Source organism: Bifidobacterium oedipodis (assembly GCF_012932425.1).
Lineage (GTDB): Bacteria > Actinomycetota > Actinomycetes > Actinomycetales > Bifidobacteriaceae > Bifidobacterium > Bifidobacterium oedipodis.
The window spans coordinates 410,145-435,024 of record NZ_JAAIII010000001.1 but is presented as its reverse complement, the minus strand read 5'-3'; the positions used below and the strand labels follow the sequence as shown (position 1 = coordinate 435,024).

Sequence of the window (24,880 nt, the reverse complement as noted above, 5' to 3'; positions counted from 1 at the left end):
CATTCCTCCTCGAACCGGTTTATCTCTTGGGGCCATCATACTGGATTGTTCGCGCAAGGCGGACGTGCCGCGCATGGCGTTTCGCCCGTTGATGGGCGATGATGATGGCATGAGCACTATGAATGAACCACAGACGGTTCCGCCGACCAAAAATAATTCGGCAACACCAGACCTCTCCCCCACCACCCGTATCGAACATGACTGCATCGGCAAACTTGCAGTGCCAGCCGACGCGTATTGGGGTATTCACACGCAGCGAGCCATCGGCAATTTCCCTGTCTCCGGCGTTACGGATGGTGACCATCCGAGCCTGATCAAGGCGTACGCGACGGTTAAACGCGCTTGTGCTGCCGCCAACGCCGAACTCGGTTTAATCGACGCTGACAAGGCATCACTCATTGAACAAGCATGTTTGGAAATCGAGAACGGCGGCTTGGCCGACCAATTCCCCGTGGATGTATTGCAGGGTGGTGCCGGCACCTCTGCCAATATGAATATGAACGAGGTAATCGCTAACCGCGCGCTCGAACTGGCCGGCCACCAGCGTGGCGATTACGCCTTCATCCATCCAAACGACCAGGTGAATCATTCGCAGTCCACGAACGACACGTATCCGGCAGCCTGCAAACTGGCGATTGTCGATGCGCTGCACCCCCTAATCGATGCCACGGAGAAATTGCGCCAATCGTTCCACGATTTGGCCGACAAGCATGCCAATGACGTCAAGCTGGGTCGCACCCAGCTGCAGGACGCAGTGCCAATGACCTTCGGCCAAGAATTCCACGCCTTCGCAAGCTTCCTTAAACTTGACATTGCAGCGATGGAACGTTTGGTACCGGATCTGACAATTCTGAACCTTGGCGCCACGGCCATTGGCACTGGTATCTGTGCAGATCTGCGGTTCCGTAAAGCCGCAACCGAGCATTTGGCGCGCATCACTGGTCTCCCCATCACCGCAGCCCCGGATCCTCTGGCCGCAATGACCGATATGAGCGCGTATATCGCCGCTTCGGCATGCCTGAAGAATCTTGCGATCCATTTGAAGAAAGCGGCCGACGATTTGCGTCTGCTGAACTCTGGACCACGCGCCGGCTTCGGCGATCTCAAAGTGCCGCCGCGTCAGGCCGGCTCCAGCATCATGCCGGCGAAGGTGAACCCGGTGATTCCTGAATGCGTGGATCAATGCTGCTTCACTATCTTCGGCATGGATGTGACCGTGAACTGGGCGGCGGCGGAAGGTCAATTGCAGCTCAACGCCTTCGACCCACTTATCGTGCACGAGATTCTCGATGGCATGCGACTAATGACCAATGCGATGGACATGTTCCGCGCCAACTGCATTGAAGGCATCGTCGTGAACCTTGAAGCCGGACGTGAGCATGCGCTGCGCTCCCCATCCATCTCGGCCGCGCTGAATGACGCAATCGGCTACGAGGCGGCAAGCGCCATTGCCTCTGAATCTGTGGCCAGTGGGCGCACCATTCGCGAGGTAGCAGCCGAACGCACTGATTTACCGGCGGAGGAACTTGACCGGTTGCTTGATCCGATCACTCTGTCGCGCCGTCTCGGTCAAACCTGTCGCGAGCATCGGTAATTCCTAGTCTGTTAGCCACAGCCTGCAACCCTTACTGTGTGAGGCATTGTTCTATGAGATGCGTCACACAGTAAGGGTTTCTCAGCCTATCCCCAGCTTTCATGCGATTGCCTTGATACGGTGGTTGATGTATAACCACACCATTGGGGAGGCGTTATGGGGTTGTTTGATTTCGCACGAAGCTCGCTGGGCGATGTACTGTCCGGATTTGGCGGCTTGGCACAGGAACATCTGGCAGATGCGCTGCCGCAAGCGCAGGACGTGCTGGAGCAGTTCACAGGTTCGGCCGGTGACATCGTGCAAAATGTGCAGGATCAGGCCAGCGAGATTGTTCCTCAGGTAAGCGAGACAGTGGGCCAAGCCGCCAATGACACATTGGCAGACGCCGGGGCATCTTTGGCGGATGCAGGGCAAAACGTAACGGAAGCCACCGGCTCGCTGGGAGACCTCGCAGATACCCTAGCCGGTTTCGGCGGTTTAGGCGATATCGCCGGCCAATTCTTCGGCGATCGCTGAATCTTTATCGGTAGCGATCATCGTCGGGCAAGCCGCATCAGATGCAAACCGATTGGCAATGTTAGCAATCCGCCCACAATGAACAGGGATTGCACCGGCACGTGGTCGGCGAGCGGACCGAACACCAGCATGCCAAGAGGTGTGCCGAATGCTGAGAAGGCGTTGAGCAGGCCGAATACACGGCCTTGCATGTCACCGTCGACTTCCGTCTGCAATGTCGTGAACGTTGGCGAAGCGCATAGCGAAGTCGCGACGCCCACAGCGAAATCGGCCATCAGATAAGCCAGCAATGTGGGCATCACACCCAGCATTGCCGTGAATGCACCCATCAATGTCATGCCTGTGGCAGCAGCAAGCAAGGTATTGCGTATGCGCTTGCCGCCCAACGCCGACAGTACCGCTCCGCACATCACCATGCCAAGACTCCATGCGAGTTCGTTCGCCGCAAGCTTGTCTGCGGCGGTGTCGAGCACCACGAACCCGAGATCAAGACTCTGCCCTTGGAATCCCCGGTTCATGAGCAGCAGGGTGAGGTTCATCGGCGCCACGTTGATGAAGCTGACTGTCGCATAGGAGAACAGCAACGCGCGGATGTGAGGCATGCGCATCGCATATCCGAATCCGATGCGGAAGTCCTCAATCACACCGTTTTCGCGCTTCCCGTGATTAGCCGCCTCATCCTGTACCTGCGAATGCTCCGCAGCTGAACCGATCTTGGCTGACGATTGCCGTGGCACGCGAATCATTGCCACGAAACAGACGCCGATGATGGCGGTTGCCACATCAACATACAGGATGGCCCATAGGGGAATCAGGTTGATGAGTACTGCCGCAATTGCGGGAGCGGCAATCATATTCGCCGATTGCAGCACACTGTTGATCGAATTGACGCGCAGCAGATGCGCTTCCGGCGTGATCTGTGGAATGAACGATTGCACGGCTGGGGTCTGCACGCCCGCTCCGGCCGAGCGAAGCGCAAGCGCGAGGAAAATCAGAGACAGATCCGCTCGTCCGAACGCGAACGCCGAGGCAAGCCCGATGGTAACCAACGCAATCAATGCGTCAGGCAGCATGATAAGCAGCTTACGGTTCCACCGATCAGCCCAGGCACCGCCAAACAGCGAAACGACAGCTTGAGGCACGGCAAGGAATACCATCGCGAAGCCCATTACGGCGCCAGAATCGGATTGCATGACCAGCCACCAGAAGATTGCGTATTGCACGATGCTGGAGCCAAGCAGCGAGGCGGCCTGCCCGGCAAGGAGTAGACCCACTCGGCCGATCCACTGTTGAGTGGATTGCGTTGTATGACAACTGGTGTCACGAATGCCGGGATGATTAGGAACAGGGCTCGATTGTTTGTCTTGAGACACGATTTTCTCTTTCTTGCGTAGGTTTCAGTTGCTGCCACGACAAGACGAGAGAGGATTCACCGATTGCATGAGACACGGCTGCTAGGCCCTGACCGGAATGATCAGGGCCTGATGATTATCGGATGACAGATCATGACATCTAGTTCTCAGGGGAATCGTCACGTCCATCCCGCTGATTTGCGGGTATGCATGGGTACGCTTGCGTCACGCCCGTCGCAGGGCGCTGCGGTTAACTGGCTCGGCGGGCCAGACCGCAATCACGCAAGCTTCATAAACTCGTCGGGGCGAAACGCCGACCCGAACATAGTCATCATGCACAAAATGGAACACATGGCTTCATACCCTATCACATGTCACGACAAAATCGTTATGGTCGGTTGCATCTGCGCCGGAACTGCGTGCAACCTAACAGGTCAGGCGTTGGACGCGCCCAAGCCTGATTGCAGAGCGGCGAAGCGTTGAGCTTCCAAGGCTTCGCCTTCTTCGCGCTGTCGTGCCTCTTCGTTGACGCGATCCATGAGCATGGCGGCATCAGCGGTGTAGATCACCGCGTCGAACTGCTTGCCATCGCGTTCAACCATGCCCTTGCGACGATCCGATTCCTTGAACCCCAATGATTCGCACATATGGCGTGCGCGCAGGTTGAACGACCAGGCACGCGCCGTGATGGTATCGAGACGCATGCTGTTCACGGCTTTGGCAATAGCCATGCGCATCGCTTGGGAACCGTATCCATGGCTTTGATAGTAAGGCCCGATAAACAACGAAATACGGGCGTCCGTTTCTTGTGCGGAGTTGCGCCAGACCATAACATGCCCGACGCAGTTGCCACGAGGCCCGACGATTGTGCGGCCAAATCCTAGTTCATCGTCACGCTGATCCCATTCAAGGAACATATCCCGAACCTTCTTGGTCGGCGTCCATTCTGTTGTGGCGCGGTATTCGTCCGCCATTTCGAAGTCATTCCACCATTCCTCGAACAACTGGTAGTCGGGCTCCTCCGCTGCTCGCAACGTTACCGACGTGTCCATCATCACACCCTCCATTCGACTGATTTCATCAGTGCAATACACCGATAGTCACGGTAGTTCGCCATGAGTCGACTCATGTTACGACACGCCATAACGCCTATGATCCCCGACAATGCAAGAGCAAATCCCATCAAGTCTTGCACCGTCCGACAACCAGCGTATATTGACTTTTCACGGCTGACATCTTTTGCTTGGATCCCATACCTTCAAAGCATGACCGCATATGGGTTGCGGACATTTGAATATGATCCGGCATACGACTTGAATACCCAGTACTACTTATCGTCAACCTATGCAAAGGAGATTTCCATGACTACCGGCAACACCTGCGCAACAACGAACGCCCAAGTCACTGCTGAGACCATCCAAGGTCACAGCTAGGCTATCGTCACTCAGGAAAAGCTCATCGGTGAGCGAGCCGCGTTTTTTGCCGACCACACGCATTATGATGGCGTGACGTTCGCCGATGGCGAATCACCATTGAAGCATGCGCACGGCATTACGCTGACTGACAGTTCCTTCCAGTGGAAGTATCCGCTGTGGTATGCCTCCGACGTACATGCCCGCCGAACCACTTGGCTTGAGATGGCACGCGCCGGCGTATGGTACACGCACAATATCACCGTTGAGGATTGTGTCATCGAAGCGCCGAAAAACTTCCGCCGATCCACCGGCGTGACGCTTAAGAACGTGCAGTTGCCCAATGCTGAGGAGACCTTGTGGAACTGTTCGGACGTGACGCTTGATCATGTCAGCGCGCAGGGCGACTACTTCGCCATGAACCTGGAAAATGCGCGCATCGACCATATGAGCCTCGATGGCAACTACCCGTTCGACGGCGCGAAGAACATCACCGTATCCAACTCACGGATGCTCAGCAAGGACGCGTTCTGGAACGCTGAAAACATCACCGTCACCGACAGCTATATCTGCGGTGAATATCTGGGCTGGAATTCGAAGAATCTCACCTTCGTCAACTGCACCATCGAAAGTCTGCAGGGCCTGTGCTATATCGATAATCTAGTGATGCGTAACTGCCGTCTAATCAATACGACGCTGGCTTTCGAATACTCCACCGTGGACGCCGAACTCAACGGCATCGTCGATTCCGTATTCAATCCCACTTCCGGGCGCATTACCGCCGATTCGATTCGTGAAATCACTCTCGACCCCAAGCGTGTGGATCCGAATGCCACGATGATCTGCTGCAGGGATGCATGCCGCTCCTGCCGCTAGGATTGGTGCCCATGAGCAATGATCTGAACATCGATTTCGATAAACCGGTGGATCGCACCGGCACCTATTCGCTGAAATGGGACGAGGCTGGCGACGCCATGCCGATGTGGGTGGCCGATATGGACTTCCCCACTGCGCCTGCCGTACGCGAAGCGTTGCAACGTCGTCTTGACCATGGTGTGTTTGGTTATTCGGTGGTGCCGGACGAATGGGCGCAGGCCTACGCCGGCTGGTGGCGTCGCCGTCATGGTTTTACAATCGAAAAAGATTGGCTGATATTCGCCACAGGTGTGGTGCCGGCGATTTCCAGCATGGTCAGGAAGCTCACCACTCCGGCTGAAAACGTCGTGATCATGACGCCGGTGTTCAACATCTTCTTCAATTCGATTCTGAACAACGGCCGTAATGTGCTCGAATCGCCGCTTGCCTACACGCGTGACGACGAGCACGGCCTGGCCTCCTATGACGTTGATTGGGATGATCTGACAGCCAAGCTTGCCGATCCGCAGACCAGTCTGATGATCCTGTGCAATCCTGCCAACCCGGCCGGCCGCATATGGGACAAGGCCACGCTGGTGCACATTGCGGAACTTGCTTGGGAGCATCATGTCACCGTGATCAGCGATGAGATTCATTGCGACCTGACCGATCCGGGCGTTGCCTATGTGCCTTTCGCTTCAGTGTCGGATCATGCGCGGATGAATTCGGTGACCTGTCTGGTGCCAACGAAAACCTTCAATATGGCCGGCATGCAGACCGCAGCCGTATTCGCCGCCGATCCCACGCTTCGGCATAAGGTGTGGCGCGGACTCAATACCGACGAGGTGGCCGAGCCGAACGCTTTCGCCATGACCGCCACTATCGCCGCCCTCAATGAAGGCGAACCATGGCTTGAAGAACTGCGCACCTATCTGGCCGGTAACAAGCGTCTGATCCGCACAATGATTGACGGTTACAATGCGTCGCCGGCAACTGTTGCCTCCGGCCGTCGTGTGGCGTTGAGCGAATGTCAGGCCACATATCTGCCATGGCTGGATTGCTCCACGATTACGCACGACACCGACCAATTCTGTGATTGGCTGGCCCATGAGAAAAAGGTTATGTTCTCCCCCGGTGCCGAATTCGGAGGCAACGGACGCACCTTTCTGCGCATCAACGCCGCCACCCAGCGTGCCAAGCTCGAAGAGGCCATGAGGCGGCTCATCAGCGGACTGAGCGAATACAAGAACTGAGCCAGAGAACTGGACGGGCTTGGCATGGAGCAGGTAAGAGCAAGGCGAGCGAGAAGTCCGCGCACGCATAATAGTGCGGACTTCTCGCTCGCCTTATCTATAACGGTCAGTCCTGCGATGCGCCACGCTGTTCCCTGAGCATCATAGACAGCAGCAAGGCGACAACAATAAGCACGAGGCCGAAGATATAGCCATGGCGTGAGCCTTCCACGAATCCTTGTGCGGCATTCTGCCCCGCAGTCTCAGCGTTTTGCCCAGCCATAATCAAGCACGTGGCAACAGCTGTGCCGATGGCACCGACGACCTGCTGCATAGTGTTGAGAATGGTGGATCCATCGGCCGCCAATTGTCTCGGCAGTCCCTTCAATGCAGCAGACTGGGCAGGCTGCTGCATCAATGGAATACCAATCATGAACACCACATGCGCCAGCACGAAGAACGCTGGAGCCGTGGTTACACCGATCATCAGGAACAGCACGGAGCCGATGATAGCTAGTGCCGCACCAACTCGCACCAGCGGCGCAGCGCCAAGACGATCGTAGAGACGCCCGGATGCAAACGAGCAAATGGCGTTGACCACACCGCCGGCGAGCATGAGCATGCCGGCAATGGTGGCGTCAAGGCCCAGGCCACGCTGCAGTTCCTGCGGCGCGATGTACATGATGGCCAACGTGCAGGCGAAGGAGCAGGTGACCATAACGGCAGGCACAGCGAACGACGGCAATGAGAGCGCCTTAAGATCCAGCAGCGGCGCGTCAAGGTGCAGCTGGCGATGAGCGTAGAATGCCAGCACGATCGCGCCAACCACGATCAGCGCAATGACAGCGAAAGATGCGCCCATATCAGCCACAAGGCTCACACCAGCAACCAGGCATCCGAAGCCGATGACAGAGGCGACCACGGAGATGATATCAATTTGCGGACGCGTCGTTTCAATCGGGGTGACAAAGAACGCTGCGGTGCAGGCAATGGCGGCAACAGCCACAATCGCAAACAGCGCGAAAATGGCACGCCAGGAGAATGTGCCAATCAGCAGACCAGCCAAAGTGGGGCCGATAACAGGCGCGAACATGATGACCAAACCGGCCACACCGTTCGCAGCGCCGATGCTAGCCGGCGGGAACACACGCATAATCGATGCGTACATAGCAGGCAGCACGATGCCGGTGCCCACACCCTGCAGAATGCGACCGGCCAGGGTCAGCGCAAATACGGGCGCACAAGCCGAGATCAGAGCACCGACAAGGAAGCAGCTGAGAGCAACTATCACCAGCGTTTTGGCTTTTACCCATTTGAGCAGCAATCCCACGCATGGCAGCACGATGCCGATGGCGAGCATGTAGCCGACGACCATCCATTGTGCGGTGCCAGTTGTGATGCCGAATTCGTCGCACAGGGCGGGCAATGCGATATTCATCGATGTTTCCGACAGCATACCGAGGAACGCGCCAATATACAGGCCGAGCATAAGCCTGTGCGGATGCTCGAAACTTGAAGTAACAGATGACTGCGGAGTTGCCGCCGTAGGTGCGGATGACGGGAATTGGGCGGATTGCGATCGCTGTGATGCGGACAGCATGAACCTCTCTCTTTCGGCCGTATCAGGCCAGTTGCGGATGGTGGATGCTTATGCGGCGGATCGCACAGGTGTGCGGTCACCAGCAAAGAAAAATCGCATGCCCTGTGTCGGCAGGATTGCTCGCCGGCACAGGGCCGGCCCGACACAAGGTCATGCGATTTTGGAAAACAGCGCATTACCGTAACAGGCAAACGCATTCTTCGTAAGTTGGCCCGGGCGTGTCGCGCGATGCCGTAGAGCAATCGCAGATTTCGCTACCCAAGCCATGTGTTTATTTTCAGTGCATCAGATACGCTCATCTGCAACGGTGTCGCTCAGACCTTTTTCGCGCCATGCATGATGTTCCATGCGGCGTAGACTGCGGCGATAACCATCAGCACGATGCCATAGACGAGGAACGGCATTGAAAGAGAACCACCAGTCAGCGCGCTCACCAAGCGCAGCGTGTAGGGCGCAGTGAAGGCACCGAGGTTGCAGCCGACGAGCACCACGGAGGTGCACAGCGTGTCCGAACCCTTGGGACACACTTCGGAGATCTGGTTGAAGGTGTAGGAGATCATCGTCGGATAGGAGATGCCGGCGATCATCGCGCCGACGCACAGCACTGCGAAGTTCGGGGCGAAATGGATGATAATCGCGCCGACGGCGAGCGCCGCGAGTCCGACGGTGAGCGTTTGCGCCTTAAGTGTTTTGTTGATGAGGCCGAAGACGAAGCCCATGAGCATGCCGCCGATGGTCATGACGCTCAGCAGTGTGGAGGCCTGCTGCATGGTGCCGAAGCCGGAGTTCGTCACCACGGACGACAGGCGCACGGTCAGGCCGATGTACATGGTCACGGCCACGACGAGGAACACGGCGATCAGGATGATGGGCGCATTGACGCGCTGCTTCGCGGGTGCGGCGGGACCGGCTTGCGCAGTGTCGCTATCCTGTTCCGCTTCTCCCCCCGGCTTCCGTCCCGACCGGCGCTTTGGGTACGAACAGTACGAAGAGCACGAGGATCGGTACGGCAGCAAGGTACACGAGGAAGGACATGTTCCATCCGAAGGTCACCAGGAATCCGGCGATCAGCGTCATCACGGATTGTCCGAGGGATTCGAAGGCGGAGCGGAAGCCCATCAGCGTGGCCTTTTCGTCGCCGGTGAAGAACGAGGCGATCATGGAGACGGCCAGCGAGTTGATCAGGCCGAAGCCGACGCCCAGTCCGATGCGTGAGGCCATGATGATCGGGAACGAGCCGGTGGCGACGAAGGGGATCACGCCGCATATCGCGGCGATGACCAGGCCGATGGTCACGGTGGCTTTGTCGCCGATGGCGCGGGCGATGAATCCGGAGAGGATGATCATGATGATCATCGAGAACGAGGGCACGGTGCTCAGCAATTCCACAGTCGACCGATCCTGGTCGGCGAACTGTTCGACCAGCGCCGGCATAACGCCGGAGATGGCGTTGGCTGAGGTGAGCAGCAGTGAGATGGACAGCAATGAGAACTTCATCAGCGGGCTGTAGGTGGTTTTGGTCATCGCAGTGATCCTTCCTTGAGCTCCATTGTGCCTTACAGCTGTTCCAGGGCGCACAGGGCCGCGCCGATGACGCCGTCGTATTTGCCGGGGATTGTGTAGACGATAGGCAAATCCTCGGCCGGATAGGGTTTGCGGGACATGCGCTTGATCTTCTCTTCCAGTCTCGCCTTGGGGAAGTCTTTCATCTGGGTGACGCCGCCGCCGATGATGATGGTGGTCGGGTCGAGCAGGTTGATGACGGTGGAGAAAGTCCACGCGAGGTGTTCAAGCCACTGGTCGACGAATTCCTCGTCGCCGTATTCGCTGAAGGCGTCGTCGATCACGGCACCGGGATGATGGGCTTCGAGTTCGCGCACGAGGGCGTTGCCTGAGGCCATCGTCTCCGAGCAGCCGTCGAGTCCGCAACCGCAACGAATGCCGGTGGCCTCGTAGATGTGGCCGAGTTCGCCGGCCACGCCGTGAAGACCGACGAGGATGTTGCCGTCCACCGCCAGGGCGCAGCCGATGCCGGTGCCCACGTAGCAGCCGAAGGTGACGCCGCGCGCGCCCTGCAATCCCAGTCGCTTCGCGTCATAACGGATGATCATATTCACATCGCGGTCGATGAATACCGGCACTCCGAATCGGGAGAGGCGATCGGGCACGTTCACGTTGTTGAGACCGGGAATGAAGGTGGTTTGGATCACGGTGGTGCGGCTCGCATCCACCACTGAGGGGAAGCCCACGGCGATGGCCTTGAGATCATAGGTGTCATCCAACGTTTCGGCCAGATAGCGGTCCAGATAGTCGGCGAGCTTGCCCATCGGATCGGCACCGGAAAGCGCCTCTTGGGAGGAGACGCGACGGCTGTCCACAAGCGCTCCAAGTTGGTCGACCAAGCCGACGCGCAGATTGGTGCCGCCGATGTCGATGCCGAGCACGACCGGTGTTTTGAGCGTGGCCGAGTTGACGGGGCTGTCCGCCGTGGCGATGCTGGCGGAGGAGATGGGAGTGCCCGCGTGGGATGCGGTGCCTGTGGTGGTGATGGACATGGTGATGCTCCTTTGCATAGATAAATAGATGGAATGGAAAAATGAGAAGGAATGAAGGTGTCGGCTCAGTCTTCGGCGGGAAGGGTTTCGCCGGTGGTGCGCTCGTAGTTGGCGCGCATCTGCGCCCACGCCTGGTCAAGGTCGCGGTTGAGCGAGAACAGGCCGGCGTTACCGAGGATGAAGGTTTCCGCGCCGGCCGCGCGCAGTTTCGCGAAGGTTTTCTCACTGCATGAGCCGTCGATCTGGATTTCATAGTTCAGACCGTGCTCAGCTTTGAACGCCGCCGCCTGCTCGATTTTGGCGAGCATTTCGTCGATGAACGGCTGGCCGGCGAAGCCGATGTCGATGGTCATGATGGTCAGGATGTCGATGCGCTCCAGCAGCGGAACCACCGAATCGAAGGTGGTCAGAGGGTTGAGCACCAGGCCGGTGCCCATGCCGAGCGAACGAATGGCGTTCATGGTGCGGAAGGCGTGGGTGTTGAGCGTTTCGACGTGCGGAGAGACGACGTTCACGCCGGCGTCGGCGAGCGGTTCGAGCCACATGTCGGGATCGTCGGCCATGACGTGCGCCTCGTTGCGGATGGAGCTGTTCGGCAGCACTTTCTTGAGCCATGCGGGGCTTAGCGACAGATTTGGCGCGAAGTGCCCGTCCATGATGTCCAGATGGAAGGAGTCGGCGTGCTGGCTTAGCGTGCTGACCTGTTTGCCGGCGATGGCGAAGTCCATGCACATCAGCGAGACTGCGAATTTTGGAGCGTTCATTGCTTGTCCTTTGACGTATATCGCGCACGCGCTCGGGCGTAAGCGGTGTGTTTGGTGGTTTCGTCGTTGGTACCAGCTCGGCAACTGCTGTACTGCTGTGTCGCCATGTTCCTTAAGGTGATTCTTACGATACGAGGATGATTAATGTCGCTCAACGACAGATTTATGTCGTATTCTGTTATTAATCTGTTGAAAGTCGTGCACGGACGCACGGCCGAAAAGACCACGCACGCCTCCATGCAGTACGCCGACGACAAGGGAGTCATCATGAACACCGCGCAATTCCCCAGCTCCTCGCCTCCAAGCGCCACGACGGTGCCAATCGCCGAGGAGCCTCCTGAGCTGCGCGACCTCGCCATACCCTGCCAGCGCGCACGAGCGGAACACGCCGCAGGCAACAGCCTGCCCAGCCAAGTCGCGCTGCTCGTCGCCTCCCATACGGCGCAAAGCAAGGCCGCGCTCGCGCGCGAAACCGGACTGCCCCGTTCCACGGTGTCCGCCTGCGTCGACACGTTGGTCAGGCGCGGACTACTCGCCCCCACCGGCACCATCGCCGTGGACCGAGGTCGTCCGGCGGAACGTTTGGCCATCAACGAGAAGCTTGGTCTGCTGGCCCTTGCCGACGTCGGCGCCCGTCACACCATGCTGGCCGTCGCCGATATGAATATGAGACTGCTGGCCTGCGAGCGCCACATCATCGACGTATCGGCATTCAGCCCCGGAGAGTTTTTGGATTGGCTTTCCGAACAGTTATGGCGCTTGGCCGGCAAAACTCGGCCAGATCTCCCGATGCGTCATGCCGTGCTGGGATTGCCAGCCAGGCTGGATATGCGCGACGGCTCCCCCATCCGCCCTCCGATCATGCCCGGATGGGATGCTTTCGATACGGTCGGATATCTGGGCGAGGCATTGGGCTGCCCGGTGATGGTGGAGAACGACACAAATCTTCGGGCGCTCGGAGACGCCGCCACCATGCCGGCCAGCGAGCAGCCGCTGATCGAAGTGAAAATCGGCACCGGCATCGGCGGTGGGATCATCGGATCCGACGGCCGTATTTTCCATGGGTTCAACGGCGCTGCCGGCGAAGTGGGTCACACCTGTTTCGACCCGCGCATCCGCCGTCGCTGCGCCTGCGGCCAGACCGGATGCCTTGAGGCGGTGGCGGCGGTTCCCGCGATGCTGCGCCGACTGCAGGAGCTCTCCCCCCGCCGCCGAGACACCCACCACGGTCGAACAGTTGATCGAACGGCTGCGCGACGGCAACCTCGGCGCGGAGCAGACGGTCGAGGAGGCCGGGGAGGCGATCGGTACCATGATCGCCACCTTATGCAACGTGCTCAACCCGCGTCACGTCATTGTCGGCGGCATGATCGTCGAGGCCAGCGACGAGCTGCTCACGGTGATTCGCACTACCGTCTACCGCAGGGCGCGCCCGTTGACCACGCGCAACCTGACCATTGGCCGCAGCCCTCTTGGCCGGTTCAACGGTTTGGCCGGCGCGCTGGTGCTCGCCACCGACCGCGCGCTATCGGCCGAACATCTGTTTGACTGATAGCCGTCTTATCATTCAGCAGTTTCCTGCGCACGGAAACATTCAAAAAACAAGCTGGACGAGCAGCATGTAGGAGATGGTTCCTGCGGCAATGGATAGCAGCATGCTGCGTTTCCAGACGTGCAATCCGACCGTGATAAGCAACGCAATCAATTCGGGAACACCGTGCGAGCCGGCGAGAACATTCGTGGTGCGCAGCGAATAGACGATAAGCAGACCACCCATCGCATAGGGCAACACCTTGCCCAGATAGGTCACGGTGCGCGGTGGCTCTTTAGATTCGGGAAACAGCCAGAACGGAATGAATCGGGTGAGTATGGTGCCGGCTACGACGGCCAGCACCGTCGCGATTCCCTGCCACAGTGGCATCGTCATTACTGCTCGCCTCCTTGGACACCTTGGTTGCGATTCACTGCATCCGCATCCGTTTTCATATCATCCAGCCATGGGCGCAGCACCAAGAACAGCACCAGCATCACCACCATGGCGGGCACCATGAATCTGTCGGGCCCGAGAAACACTAACGCCGCGGCCGATACCAGCACACCGAGCATACCGGCCACATGCCCCGGTCGTTGCGAGGCAAGCCATTGATCAAGAAAAATCACGACGAATAGTGCCGTGAGCACGAAATCCAATCCTTCAGTGGAAAACGGCAGATGCGAGCCGACCAGCCCGCCGAGCGTCGCACCCGCCACCCAGTACGCCTGATTGAGCCAGGTGACCCACAGATAAAACCAGCCACGGTCGACGCCTTTGGGCACTGGAGTGGAGACGTTGACCGCGAAGGTTTCATCGCACATGCCATAAATCAGGAATGGACGCTTCCATCCCAAGCCTTTGAACCGGCCCAGCATGGATAGCCCATAGAACAGGTGTCTTGCGTTAACCATGAACGCCAGCAGGAACGCGGCCACAGGGTTGAATGCGGACAACAGTAGGTTCACGGTGACGAATTCCATGGATCCCGCGAAGATGAACAACGCCATGCACATGGGCCACACGAATGAGAACCCCTTCGTGCCCATCAGGATGCCGTATGAGCCGCCAAGGAATAGAAAGCCGAAACAAATCGGCGCAGTCAGCGGCAATGCGGCTTTCAATGCCGCAAGGCGCGCACCCCGTGTGCCTTCCGCAGGTGTTGCCCCGTCACGATTCTTTGTGCTGTGCTCTGTCATCGTCCACATATTGTATGCCTAGGTTGCCGTACAACCACGCCTATCCGTTATTGGCACATTCGATAGCACGCTCCAACGTCACGGTACCGGATCGCATCGGAACTGCACCGGTCTGCCAGCCGATTATTCTGGCCAAGCGTTGGCTTTCGCGTTCGTGCGTCGGTATTCGCCGGGCGTCATGCCAGTGTGTTCCCTGAACACCTTGGTGAAGTGGCTTTGCGAATGATAGGCCAGAATCTGCGCGATCTCGGCAAGTGAATACTGCGAGTAGCGCAGCATGTTGCGTGCCGCCTCCATACGTTTGTCGGTCACATAGCGCGAAATCGGCATGCCAATTTCTTTGGCGAACAATTCGGAAAGGTATGTGGGGTTCAGATGCACGTGTTCGGCGAGAATCGGCACGGTGATTCGCTCGTGTAGATGGTAGTGGATGTAGTCGAGGCATTCGGCCACGGCTTCCGACTGCACGTCGGTTTGCGATAGATCAGTCATCGCCCACGTGAAGAACGTCATCATATCGGTGTGCATGCGCGCCACCTGTTCCACGCTGTCGCAACGATCCATATCTTGGATATATAGGTCGGAGGCATTGTAGGCGTCCTCCTCATCCATGCCGCCTTCGATTGCTGCACGCGTGGCCAGGGTAATCGAGGTGACGAACAGGTATTTCGCGTTGCGCACGGGGTCGTCGCACACATGGCCGTACAGCCCGGAGTTCCATAGTCTGGCGCTTTCCGCAATGGCTGAAACATCACCGGCCTTCAGTAGATCATACTGCTTCATTTCCTCGACGTACCGGTGATGCCGCACACGGTCCTCGCGCGCGATGAAGTCGAGGTAGCGCAGTTTCGCCTCATCCACCACAGCCATGGCTATCATCCCCCTCTTGACCACGATAGGTTATACTTTGATCAGCAAGCCTGATAATTATACAAAAAATGCAGTGAAAGCAACAACGCATAGCACAATATTTCATTTCTCTGTGCTGTCAACTAATAAAGCCTGTGCCCCTCAGAGGGAACACAGGCTTTATTAGTCAGTGATTACTTGGGTTGCAACGAACGCTACTGCACGTCCGAATCATCCTTGGCAATGGTGCCAGTGGCCTTGCCGATGGCCTTGAGACCATGGTAGGCAACGAGGATCACGATGGTGCCGATGGCGATGCCGTTGAAGGAGATGCCGGAAATGGTGAAGGCGAACTGACCGATGGCGATAATCATGGTAATGGCGGCGACCATGATGTTAATCGGCTTGTCGAAGTTAACCTTGTTTTCCACCCAGATGCGGATGCCGATCATGCCGATCATGCCGTAGAGCAAAGTGGTCACACCGCCGAGCACACCGGCGGGAATCGTGTTGATAATCGCGCCGAACTTCGGGCACAGGCTCAGAATCAGGGCGAAAGCGGCGGCGCACCAGTAGGCGGCAGTCGAATACACCTTGGTGGCGGCCATCACACCGATGTTCTCGCCGTAGGTGGTGGTGCCGGAGCCGCCACCGAGACCGGCCAGCGTGGTACCGAGGCCATCGGCCAAGAGGGCGGTACCCATCTGGTTGTCGTAGTCGCGTCCGGTCATCTGGGCGACGGACTTGACATGGCCCACGTTTTCGGCGACAAGCACGAGCACAACGGGCAGGAACATGGGCAGGATGGAGAAGTCAGCCTGAGGCAGGTGGAACTTGGGCAGGCCGATCCAAGAAGCCTCACCGATGGCGGAGAAGTCAACCTGGCCACGAATGCAGGCGTAGGCGTAGCCGATAATCACACCGACAAGGATGTTAAGACGGCCGAGCAGCCCCTTGAACAGCACTGCAACAAGCAGCACAGCCAACAAAGTCACAATGGCGGTGTCGGGCGCGACCTGGAAGTTGTTCCACACACTGGGTGCCAGGTTGAAGCCGATGATGGCCACGATGGCGCCGTTGACAACCGGCGGCATGATGATGTCAATCCACTTGGCACCGGCATAGTGCACCAGAACGCCGACAAGCGCGAGCAGGATACCGGTAGCCATAATGCCGAAGCTGGCGACGGCGATACCCTTGTTCGCGGTGGTCACGGCGGTGATCGGAGCGATGAAGCCGAAGGACGAGCCAAGGTAGCTCGGCAGCACGTTCTTGTTGATCAGCAGGAACAGAGCCGTGGACATGGCTGTGAAGAACAGTGTGGTGGACGGGTCGAAACCGGTCAGGATCGGCACAAGGAAAGTTGCGCCGAACATGGCGATCACATGCTGTGCGCCGATGCCTGCGGTACGCCCCCAAGTCAAGCGCTCATCGGGCTCGACGACCTCGCCGGGTGCCAGCGTCTTACCGTCGCCGTGCAGCGTCCAAGAGAACAAATTGGACAATGGAGTCTCCTCACTTCTAATTGGGTGCGGGCTTGCCGCCCCTCGGCCCGCCATCGGCGTCTGCGTCGAAACGGTATGCCCGCATATTCCTTGGTCATTGTAGCTGTGCAATGGCCCTCGCAGGTAACACGACATAGGCGAGCGGCCAACTCTCATTCGCAAGATATGAGATAAGGTACCGTTGGACGACACGCATGACGTATGGTGGTGACGTTTTTCATCGGCGCATGTGTCTGCGCAAGCGCCCGAACCATGCGAGAAGGATAATGATATGACGAATGTGAGCAATGCCCCGTTCCGCGCCGACGTGGTCGGCAGCTACCTGCGTCCGGCCGAACTGAAAGCCGCCCGTGCAGATTTCGAAGCGGGTGCGATCGACGCCACCGCGCTGAAGGCCGTTGAGGACAAGGCCATCACCGAACTGGTTGCCAAGCAGCAGGCCGCCGGACTCAAGGTGATTACCGACGGCGAATTCCGTCGCAGCTATTGGCATCTCGACTTCATGTGGGGACTGCAGGGCGTGGAACGCCGCTCCGCTTTGCAGGGCTATATGTTCCACGATGAAGAAACTCGTGCCGACACCGCCGTGGTGACTGGCAAGATTAGTGGCGAGAACCATCCGTTCGTTGAGCATTTCAAGTTCGTGAAAGCACTGGAGCAGGCTGGTCAGGTTGCCCGCCAGACGATTCCCGCACCCATCCAGCTGTATTCGGAGATTACGCTCAACCGCGCAGAAGGCCAGGTCGAATCCCTGCGTGCCGTGTACCCGGATGACGAAGCGTTAAAGGCTGATATCGCCGCCGCTTACCGTCAGGTTCTTGCGGATCTGTATGCCGCCGGCTGCCGTAACGTGCAGTTTGACGACTGCACGTGGGGCATCTACTGTGATACGGATTTCGTGGCTAAAACCGGTATGTCCGCCGTGGATATCGAACAGGTGAGCCGTCTGGGCGTGGAGCTCAACAATGCCGCCATCGCCGGCAAGCCCGATGATCTAGTGGTTACCACGCATGTGTGCCGCGGCAACTACCACTCCACCTATGCTTTCGAGGGCGGTTATGATCCGGTGGCACCCTATCTGTTTGCCGATGAGGATGTGAAGGCCTTCTATCTGGAGTTCGACGACTCCCGTTCCGGCGGTTTCGAACCGTTGAAGTACGTCGCCGACGGCAAGACCGTGGTGTTGGGCTTGATTACGTCGAAGAAGCCTGAGCTGGAGGATCCGGCTGTAATCAAGGAACGCATCGCTGAAGCCGCGCAGTATGTGCCTCTGGATCGGCTGTGCCTGTCCACGCAGTGCGGTTTTGCTTCCACCGAAGAGGGCAACAAGCTCACCGAGGAACAGCAGTGGGCCAAAATTGCTCTCGTCCAGTCCATCGCCGCCGAAGTTTGGCCTGAAGACTGATTTTGCTGACAGCGCCAATCCTCCAGTTTCGCTACGCTGACTCATATGAGACTTTTGGGTAATATTCTGTGGCTGATTCTTGGAGGGTTGGCGATTGCCGTTGGCTGGGCGCTGGTCGGCCTGATTCTTTGCATCAGCATCATCGGCATTCCGCTGGGACTGCAGGCGTTCAAGATGGCGGCGCTGACGCTCACCCCGTTCGGCAAGACGGTGGTGTATGGCGGCGGAGTCGGCTCCACGCTGGTTAATATCATCTGGGTGGTGCTGGTTGGCATATGGATGGCGATCGGCTATGTGTTTGCCGGCCTGCTCAACTGCATCACCATCATTGGCATCCCCTTTGGCATTCAGTCGTTCAAAATGGCGAAACTTGCCCTCTGGCCCTTCGGTGCGGAAATCCGCAACCTATAGCAACTAACGCACGTATTCTTCGAGGTGGGGGTCGATGGCGTGAACCACATCAACCAGATCGCCGTTGGAGAGGTAGGGGCGTTGGAATTCGCGCCACGGCTCTACAGTGACCTCCCACCGGCCTGTCTCAGGATTGAGTATGGGACGCGCGGTTTGCTCCCAACGCAGACGCTTGTAGGTGCGTCCGGTTTCGGGATCTCGGCGCGAATAGTGCAAGCAGGTGCAGTTGGTGATTGCCCATTCCTCGGCGTCCGCGCGCTGCATGAACTCCTCGTCGGATAGATCTTCCAAAGTGAGCATCAATGCGAGCATAAAATCGCCGTGACTGACCATCACCACGGATTCCGCATCTGACTTGCGGTTCAGCGCGGTGAGCAGATTATGCACACGGTCTTCGGCCACATCGGCGATCGACTCGCCCGCCGGCGGACGCCAGTACAACGGATCGGTGGCTTTGAACATCCAGTTGCGCTCATAGTTCGTGCGGAAGTCGTCTTTGGTGATGGTGTTGATTTCACCCCAGGAGCGTTCGCGCAATACGCGCGTCTCTTCCCATTTGGCCTTGGGCAGTGCCATCGTGGCAGCGGTTTCGCGCGTACGCACATATGGCGAAACCAAGTAACGGTCGAATAACTGCTGCTGAGCGACCAGCCAGCGACCGATGCAATCGGCTTGCTTGCGTCCTGTGGCGGTCAGTCTCCACGAACGATCGGGAACAGTGACATTGTCCTGCGTATAGAGCGAATTATCGCCCATCTCCCCTGCTTTAACGATGATATTTGCCTCCGACTCGCCATGTCGGATGACGTATAGATCAAGTGGCATTCCCATGAATGTCTCCTTATTGCTTTTCGATTATTGTGTTATGTCTTTGCTTTTCTCACCCTGCATGTCCACTGCGTCCCCGCAGCGCAGACCGAGCATTAGCATACACCACAATTGGGCATCTGCCCGAAAGATCCTGTTGAGTTAGCCAGATGTTCACCGGCAGGCAAGGCAAAACACAGTGCCGATAAGTCGCTGAATCCAACACAAAAGCAAAAAGCCTCCCTCATTGGAGGGAGGCTAATCACACGACAGTATGCCGAACCAAATTCGGCGCACAGCGTATCAGAAGAACAGCACAGCGATACCGACGCCAAAGAACATCAGCAGCACCGAGGCGATGAAGCTCGCTGCAAAAGCGGGCAATCCCTTGGCGGCGATGGCCTTGAAGTTCACGTTGATACCGAGTGCAGCCATGGCCATGCCCAGCACAATGTAGGCAATGTCGACCAGGGTGGCCGAGATGGCGCTCAGGAACGGCACGTAGGTGCCGAGAATCGAGGCAGCGATGAAACCGAGCATGAACCAGGGGAAAGCAACCTTGCGCTTGCCGATATTCGTGGCAGTCGACTGGGTCTTATCCCACCAGACGGCGATGATGATAGCCGCGAAAACGAGCATCAGCACACGCGACAGCTTCATGATGGTGGCCATGTTCAGCGCCTCGTCGCCGAATGCGCCGCCGACGGCAACAGCGTGGGCGATCTCATGCAACGTGGCGCCAGCAGCTACACCCTGCTGAGCGGGGGTCAGGCCGAAGAAGGGGAAGATGGCAATTTCCAGCAGTGCGAAGATGGTGCCCATGATGGCCACGGTGGCCACGGCCATCACCACGTCATCTTCCTTCTCCTCCTGACGATCCTCGTCGACGGTGATGGAGCCGGACAGGCCCATGACGGCGGCCGCACCGCAGATGCCGGTGCCGCCGGCGGTCAGGATAGCCAGCATCGGGTTGACCTTGAACGCACGGGCAATCAGATAGGTGACCACGATGGTCAGGGTCACGACTACGGCTGCGATGGGCAGGCACTTGATGCCTTGGGTGAACAGCACCTGCAGGTTGAGCTTGAAGCCCAGCAGGATGATGCCAAGACGCAGCAGCTTGTTGGAAATCAATCCAGCGGCGTCCTTCACGCCGGAGGCGCGGCCGGCGTTGGACCCCACATACAGGCCTCGAATCGGGAATTGGATAATCATGCCCAGGATCAGCGCGATAATCAACGCGCCAAACAGCGAAAATCCGGGGAATTGCTTCAGCCATGATCCAATGAAGGAAAGGATCAGGGTCAGCACGGCGATGAATGCCATATCAACGGTGGCGATGCGCTTCCACCATTTTGCACAGAACTCTCTCATACCCACGTATTCAACACCTATGGTAGGCATCGGTCAAATGAGATTATTCAATAATTATCATCGGTTTTTACGATACTTGAGTGCTGAGCGCGACAATCATGGCATCAATACGATCACGCTGCGTGTGGCTGAGTCCAGATCGTGGAATCAGCGCATAGAACCGGCGCACGAACTCAGGCCCCAGCTCCTGATACGGTACACCGTCGGGAACAGCGGCCAGGGAAATCAGCGACTGGCCAAACCCCGACGCCAACGATGCGACAATGGCCGCGTTGCTGGCCACATGCATCAGACGATCCGGCACCAGTCCGGCAGTCTTGAAATACAAATCGGTGTAGTAGCGCACGCCGGAACCATGTTCACGCACCAGCCATACGGCGTCGTCATGTCCGGCCAGCACCAGCCGATCCTCGCATAGCGTGGCGCGTTGCACCGAATCGTCCACGATCGGTTTTTCCACTACGCCGAGCTGTGCTTCCTTCTTGCCTACTGACTCGAGGATTGCGTCGGAGTTCATTGCGCGAGCAGATACATCAAAACGGTCCAGCGCGTCATCCAATAGCCGTAACGCCTTTGGCAGCAACACCACCGCAGTGGTGTGCGAGAACAGCATGTCGAATCGTTCCTTCTGCGCCTGCACATGGGCGATGCGTTCACGGGTGCCGCGCCAGGTATCGCAGATTGCAATGGCGGAGGTATACAGCACGCGGCCTGCTTCAGTAGGGCTCACATCGCCCTTTTGCCGACGCTTGAACAGGGGCGCGCCGGCTTCCTTTTCCAGCTGGGCGATACGCGCGGACACTGTGGACTGCGACACCTTCAGCTCGTCAGCGGCGATGGTGAATTGCCCTGTCTCATATACGGCGATCAACGTTTCTAGCAACGGGAACATAGCCCCACATTAGTGCACGGCCATGTCGTGCTGGTTCGATGCGGACGATGAGAAATATCAATTATTCTATAGCTTTATTGATAGAAGCAGCAGTTTGACTGTTTGATCTCTTTATTTTATAGTTCCTATAATTTAGAAGCGTGTATTTCAGAGAGTGATAGGCGATGAACAAAGAATACAAGACATTGGCGAGGCTATTCCACGCCGATAGAAGCGGAAACGCCTACGCAAACCACGACAACCTTGCTAAGCAACGCATTGAATCCGATTCTGCTTTTGCCACGGGAATCGATACGCCATTGGGAGAATTGTTCATAGCCACGCCGCGAAGCATCAGCATGCTCACAGAGCAAATCCTTCTTGCCGAACGGCAAGTCTCCGCGCTGTGGCAGAGCGTGCCTGGAGTCATGCGGTGGAATTATATCCGTCACGCTATCTCTGAGGAACTGTTTGCCACCAACGAAATGGAAGGCATTCGGTCGACAAGAAAGGAGACGGAGGCAGCGGTAACGGCAGCCCGGCAGACCGAGAACAACGGCAATGGCAAAATGACCAGGTTCGCGGAATTCGCAAAACTGTATCTTAACCTTACCGAACGGAATGTTGAGCTTCCCAAAACGCTTGATGACATCAGAAACATCTACGACCGAATCGCCTTTGACGAAATCGCAGACAAGGATAAGCCTGATGGTGATTTATTCCGTAAGGGCGACGTGGAAGTACAAGGACCGCATGGCACAGCCATCCATAGTGGAATCAGCGGCGAAGCCCGAATATCTGTGCTGCTCACACAGATGATGGATCTTGCTGAATCCGACACCATTCCCTTTCTGCAAAGAGCCATCGCCAGCCATTTCCTGTTTGAGTATGTTCATCCCTTCTATGATGGCAACGGCAGAACAGGTCGTTACTTGCTTGCCCTCTATCTCAGCCATGATCTTACGCTCCCCACAGTGCTGTCCCTTTCCAGAACCATCGCGGAAAGCAAAAACGAATATTACAAAGCCTTCGCTGAGGCCGAGAACAAACTCAACTGCGGCGAACTCACATTTTTTGTCGCCACAATACTTAGCTTCATCGCACGAGCGCAGGACACGCTCATCGATGAGTTGGGCATCAGCATCGACCAGCTTAACAAAGCTGGCGATTTGCGTGACAAGCTGAGCGCCAACCGTGCGCTGTCAGATAATGCCGCTTATCTTCTCTATGGCGTCATGCAGGAGGAGCTGTTCGATACTCATACATCTATGACGCTCGACGAGGCCAGCGAAAACCTCGCTGTGACCAAGCAGACTGTGCGCAAATATGTGGAAGAACTTACGGACGCCGGTCTCATCACGTTCGCCGGGAGACGCCCGCTCAAGTTTCAGGCATCCGACGCACTGCGTATGCAAATGGGAGTTATTGCGCCGTCTTACGTTGGAGAGAACAATGGAGCAAACGGAACAAGCAAAGATTGACAGACATGTCGATGTCTAGCCTCTGCGGTAAATAACCACAGTCATGCGATAAGTCATCAGTGCCCCTAAGTGCTCAATAAAACGAAAACGGCGTGATTTCAACGCACCAAAGCCCGAAATCGTTGGAATCATGCCGTTTTGTAAAACTGTTTACTTGCCTTTGGAGACGTTAAACAACCGTATGCACATCACTCCTATTTGACACTGTCAAGAATGATATGCCGCCCAAATGGGCAATGGAAAAACGAATACTCCATGCTATAGACTGTCCATATGAACATTGAAGTGGCATCAAAGACGATTGCAGCAGAACGATCTGCCACGCATTTGATTATCAAAGAACCTACGGAAAGGTCAGGCTTCTCCAAAACGAACGCAACATCGACGTCACTCAAGTGGCCTCAATAACCAATGCCATCGGCATCTACCCACACGAGATTATCGGATCAGCCGAACGTTTTATCGAAAGAGACGAACAAGCGCAATTCGCGAAGGCTGCGCTCTACGACGAGGACAAATACCTGGAGAAGGACTTCAGCGACTGAATTATCCGGAACCTTTGGATAGTTCGGGACACGCTGCATAACGTGACAAAACGGAAAGGCAGTGGGACAATGAACACCAACAGCAGCCCCCTAAGCCTACTAACAGTGCTCAACCCTGGGGGCTCTTCCATACCCGACGCAATGAAGCCCTCCAAGACAATCGACCAGTTGGTCATGCTGATGTGCGACCGAGGTCTGACGATCACCGACGAGGAACGATTGCGCCGCACCCTCTACGACTGCAACTACTACCGGCTGTCCGGATACTTCCGCGCGTTCCAGAAGGACCCCGCCCACGGGGACAACGACTTCCGGCCAGGCGTGAAGGACACGGACTTCCTTACCCCGTACACGATGGACGAACGGCTACGCTCCGTCATCCTCAAAGGAACCGCCCGCGTCGAACTGACACTGCGCTCCCGCTTCGCCTACCTGTCCGCGAACGCCGGGCACGCCTACGACTACCTCGATCCCGACTCGTATGTGGACGCACGCAACCGTTCCGGCCTCGTCATGCGCGACGGTCTACTCGACAGGATGCGCAAGTGGATGAACATGTCCAACGAGGTGTGCATCCGCCACTACCGGCGCACGGGACGCCCCGTCCCCATCTGGGCGGCGGTCGAGACGTTCCCGTTCGACACGTTCTCGCGCATGCTCTCCCTGTACGCCGACACGGACACGTTGAAGGAGCTGTACCGTTCCGTCGGGATCCGCACGAACCACCGCACCGCGTCCGAGATCATCCACGCGATGGTGTACCTGCGCAACCTGTGCTCCCATCACAGCCGCCTCTGGCATCGCGAAATGGTGATATCGCCGCCAGTGACACGCGACATGAGAACCGCGTTCCCCATGTTCGAACACGAGGAGAAGTCCGTCGCATCCTCGCTGCTCGCCCTGATGTACCTGGTCGAACGCATCGACGGAAACGGCTACTCCGGCGAGATCACCGGACTCATCGAGAGCACGACGGACTACTCATATGGAATATCCCATCCGCTGCACTGGGAATGACACCG

General features: G+C 57.4%; 24 protein-coding genes and 1 pseudogene. 11 read left to right on the top strand and 14 right to left on the bottom strand.

The features are described 5' to 3' along the window. The first annotated feature begins 118 nt into the window (after positions 1-118). Positions 119-1,594, top strand: a complete 1,476-nt coding sequence (locus G1C95_RS01830) for an aspartate ammonia-lyase (protein ID WP_417852248.1) — start codon at positions 119-121, stop codon at positions 1,592-1,594. A 156-nt stretch (positions 1,595-1,750) separates the two neighbouring features. Then, entirely contained in the window at positions 1,751-2,110 is a 360-nt protein-coding gene (locus tag G1C95_RS01825; RefSeq protein ID WP_169170915.1) for a hypothetical protein, read from the top strand. A gap of 17 nt (positions 2,111-2,127) precedes the next feature. On the opposite strand, the gene G1C95_RS01820 is transcribed toward G1C95_RS01825, so the two are convergent. Both G1C95_RS01820 and G1C95_RS01815 read right to left on the bottom strand, forming a co-directional pair. Then, the gene (locus tag G1C95_RS01820) at positions 2,128-3,483 is read right to left on the bottom strand and encodes an MFS transporter (RefSeq protein ID WP_335341388.1); all 1,356 of its coding nucleotides are present in this window, start codon (positions 3,481-3,483) and stop codon (positions 2,128-2,130) included. Positions 3,484-3,896: 413 nt separating this feature from the next. Next, on the bottom strand, positions 3,897-4,517 hold the full coding sequence (locus tag G1C95_RS01815; protein ID WP_240947373.1) for a GNAT family N-acetyltransferase: 621 nt from the start codon (positions 4,515-4,517) through the stop codon (positions 3,897-3,899). A 381-nt stretch (positions 4,518-4,898) separates the two neighbouring features. Here G1C95_RS01815 and G1C95_RS01810 point away from each other — a divergent pair, with 381 nt between their 5' ends. After that, entirely contained in the window at positions 4,899-5,750 is an 852-nt protein-coding gene (locus tag G1C95_RS01810) for a DUF3737 family protein (protein WP_169171504.1), read from the top strand. A gap of 11 nt (positions 5,751-5,761) precedes the next feature. After that, positions 5,762-6,982, top strand: coding sequence for a MalY/PatB family protein (locus G1C95_RS01805; protein WP_240947372.1), 1,221 nt, complete (start codon positions 5,762-5,764; stop codon positions 6,980-6,982). Positions 6,983-7,088: 106 nt separating this feature from the next. Here G1C95_RS01805 and G1C95_RS01800 read toward each other — a convergent pair whose 3' ends face one another. The 5 genes from G1C95_RS01800 to alsE form a co-directional block, all read right to left on the bottom strand. Continuing rightward, entirely contained in the window at positions 7,089-8,561 is a 1,473-nt protein-coding gene (locus tag G1C95_RS01800) for an MFS transporter (RefSeq protein WP_169171216.1), read from the bottom strand. 314 nt (positions 8,562-8,875) lie between these two features. After that, entirely contained in the window at positions 8,876-9,397 is a 522-nt protein-coding gene (locus G1C95_RS12495; protein ID WP_240947371.1) for an MFS transporter, read from the bottom strand. Between the two features lie 88 nt (positions 9,398-9,485). Continuing rightward, positions 9,486-10,085 carry an MFS transporter gene (locus tag G1C95_RS12490; protein WP_240947370.1) on the bottom strand — a complete coding sequence of 200 codons (600 nt, stop codon included), beginning with the start codon at positions 10,083-10,085 and terminating at the stop codon, positions 9,486-9,488. Between the two features lie 32 nt (positions 10,086-10,117). Beyond that, positions 10,118-11,116, bottom strand: coding sequence for an allose kinase (gene alsK / locus G1C95_RS01790; protein ID WP_169171215.1), 999 nt, complete (start codon positions 11,114-11,116; stop codon positions 10,118-10,120). 65 nt (positions 11,117-11,181) lie between these two features. Continuing rightward, on the bottom strand, positions 11,182-11,880 hold the full coding sequence (alsE, locus tag G1C95_RS01785; protein WP_169171214.1) for a D-allulose 6-phosphate 3-epimerase: 699 nt from the start codon (positions 11,878-11,880) through the stop codon (positions 11,182-11,184). 144 nt (positions 11,881-12,024) lie between these two features. Here alsE and G1C95_RS01780 point away from each other — a divergent pair. Both G1C95_RS01780 and G1C95_RS12485 read left to right on the top strand, forming a co-directional pair. Then, positions 12,025-13,044: pseudogene (locus G1C95_RS01780) on the top strand (ROK family transcriptional regulator); the annotation flags it as partial. Then, positions 12,941-13,432 carry an ROK family protein gene (locus G1C95_RS12485; protein ID WP_240947395.1) on the top strand — a complete coding sequence of 164 codons (492 nt, stop codon included), beginning with the start codon at positions 12,941-12,943 and terminating at the stop codon, positions 13,430-13,432. The pseudogene G1C95_RS01780 and the gene G1C95_RS12485, both read left to right, overlap by 104 nt. A 42-nt stretch (positions 13,433-13,474) precedes the next feature. Here the strand turns inward: G1C95_RS12485 and G1C95_RS01775 are convergent, their stop codons facing one another. The 4 genes from G1C95_RS01775 to G1C95_RS01760 form a co-directional block, all read right to left on the bottom strand. Next, positions 13,475-13,807, bottom strand: a complete 333-nt coding sequence (locus G1C95_RS01775; RefSeq protein WP_169171213.1) for a branched-chain amino acid transporter permease — start codon at positions 13,805-13,807, stop codon at positions 13,475-13,477. Then, entirely contained in the window at positions 13,807-14,610 is an 804-nt protein-coding gene (locus G1C95_RS01770) for an AzlC family ABC transporter permease (protein WP_169171212.1), read from the bottom strand. The genes G1C95_RS01775 and G1C95_RS01770 overlap by 1 nt, the downstream gene beginning before the upstream one ends. Positions 14,611-14,733: 123 nt before the next feature. Beyond that, a complete protein-coding gene (locus G1C95_RS01765; protein WP_169171211.1) occupies positions 14,734-15,480 on the bottom strand; it encodes a helix-turn-helix domain-containing protein in 747 nt (248 codons plus the stop codon). Positions 15,481-15,674: 194 nt separating this feature from the next. Further along, a complete protein-coding gene (locus tag G1C95_RS01760) occupies positions 15,675-16,964 on the bottom strand; it encodes a uracil-xanthine permease family protein (RefSeq protein WP_169171210.1) in 1,290 nt (429 codons plus the stop codon). A 271-nt stretch (positions 16,965-17,235) separates the two neighbouring features. On the opposite strand from G1C95_RS01760, the gene G1C95_RS01755 reads away from it, so the two are divergent. Together G1C95_RS01755 and G1C95_RS01750 are read left to right on the top strand one after the other, a co-directional pair. Then, positions 17,236-18,369 carry a 5-methyltetrahydropteroyltriglutamate--homocysteine S-methyltransferase gene (locus G1C95_RS01755; protein ID WP_169171209.1) on the top strand — a complete coding sequence of 378 codons (1,134 nt, stop codon included), beginning with the start codon at positions 17,236-17,238 and terminating at the stop codon, positions 18,367-18,369. 45 nt (positions 18,370-18,414) lie between these two features. Continuing rightward, a complete protein-coding gene (locus G1C95_RS01750; protein WP_169171208.1) occupies positions 18,415-18,780 on the top strand; it encodes a YccF domain-containing protein in 366 nt (121 codons plus the stop codon). 3 nt (positions 18,781-18,783) lie between these two features. On the opposite strand, the gene G1C95_RS01745 is transcribed toward G1C95_RS01750, so the two are convergent. The 3 genes from G1C95_RS01745 to G1C95_RS01735 all read right to left on the bottom strand — a co-directional run bounded on the left by G1C95_RS01745 (position 18,784) and on the right by G1C95_RS01735 (position 21,853). Further along, complete coding sequence (locus tag G1C95_RS01745) at positions 18,784-19,611, bottom strand: histidine phosphatase family protein (RefSeq protein WP_169171207.1); 828 nt, start codon at positions 19,609-19,611, stop codon at positions 18,784-18,786. Between the two features lie 279 nt (positions 19,612-19,890). After that, complete coding sequence (locus G1C95_RS01740; RefSeq protein ID WP_169171206.1) at positions 19,891-20,961, bottom strand: YeiH family protein; 1,071 nt, start codon at positions 20,959-20,961, stop codon at positions 19,891-19,893. A gap of 67 nt (positions 20,962-21,028) precedes the next feature. After that, positions 21,029-21,853, bottom strand: coding sequence for a LysR family transcriptional regulator (locus G1C95_RS01735; protein ID WP_169171205.1), 825 nt, complete (start codon positions 21,851-21,853; stop codon positions 21,029-21,031). Between the two features lie 164 nt (positions 21,854-22,017). Between G1C95_RS01735 and G1C95_RS01730 the strand changes: the two genes are divergently transcribed. The 3 genes from G1C95_RS01730 to G1C95_RS01720 all read left to right on the top strand — a co-directional run bounded on the left by G1C95_RS01730 (position 22,018) and on the right by G1C95_RS01720 (position 24,875). Then, entirely contained in the window at positions 22,018-23,313 is a 1,296-nt protein-coding gene (locus G1C95_RS01730) for a Fic family protein (RefSeq protein ID WP_169171204.1), read from the top strand. Positions 23,314-23,708: 395 nt separating this feature from the next. Then, on the top strand, positions 23,709-23,858 hold the full coding sequence (locus G1C95_RS01725) for a hypothetical protein (protein WP_169171203.1): 150 nt from the start codon (positions 23,709-23,711) through the stop codon (positions 23,856-23,858). 105 nt (positions 23,859-23,963) lie between these two features. Further along, positions 23,964-24,875, top strand: a complete 912-nt coding sequence (locus tag G1C95_RS01720; protein ID WP_335341387.1) for an Abi family protein — start codon at positions 23,964-23,966, stop codon at positions 24,873-24,875. Positions 24,876-24,880 lie beyond the last annotated feature (5 nt).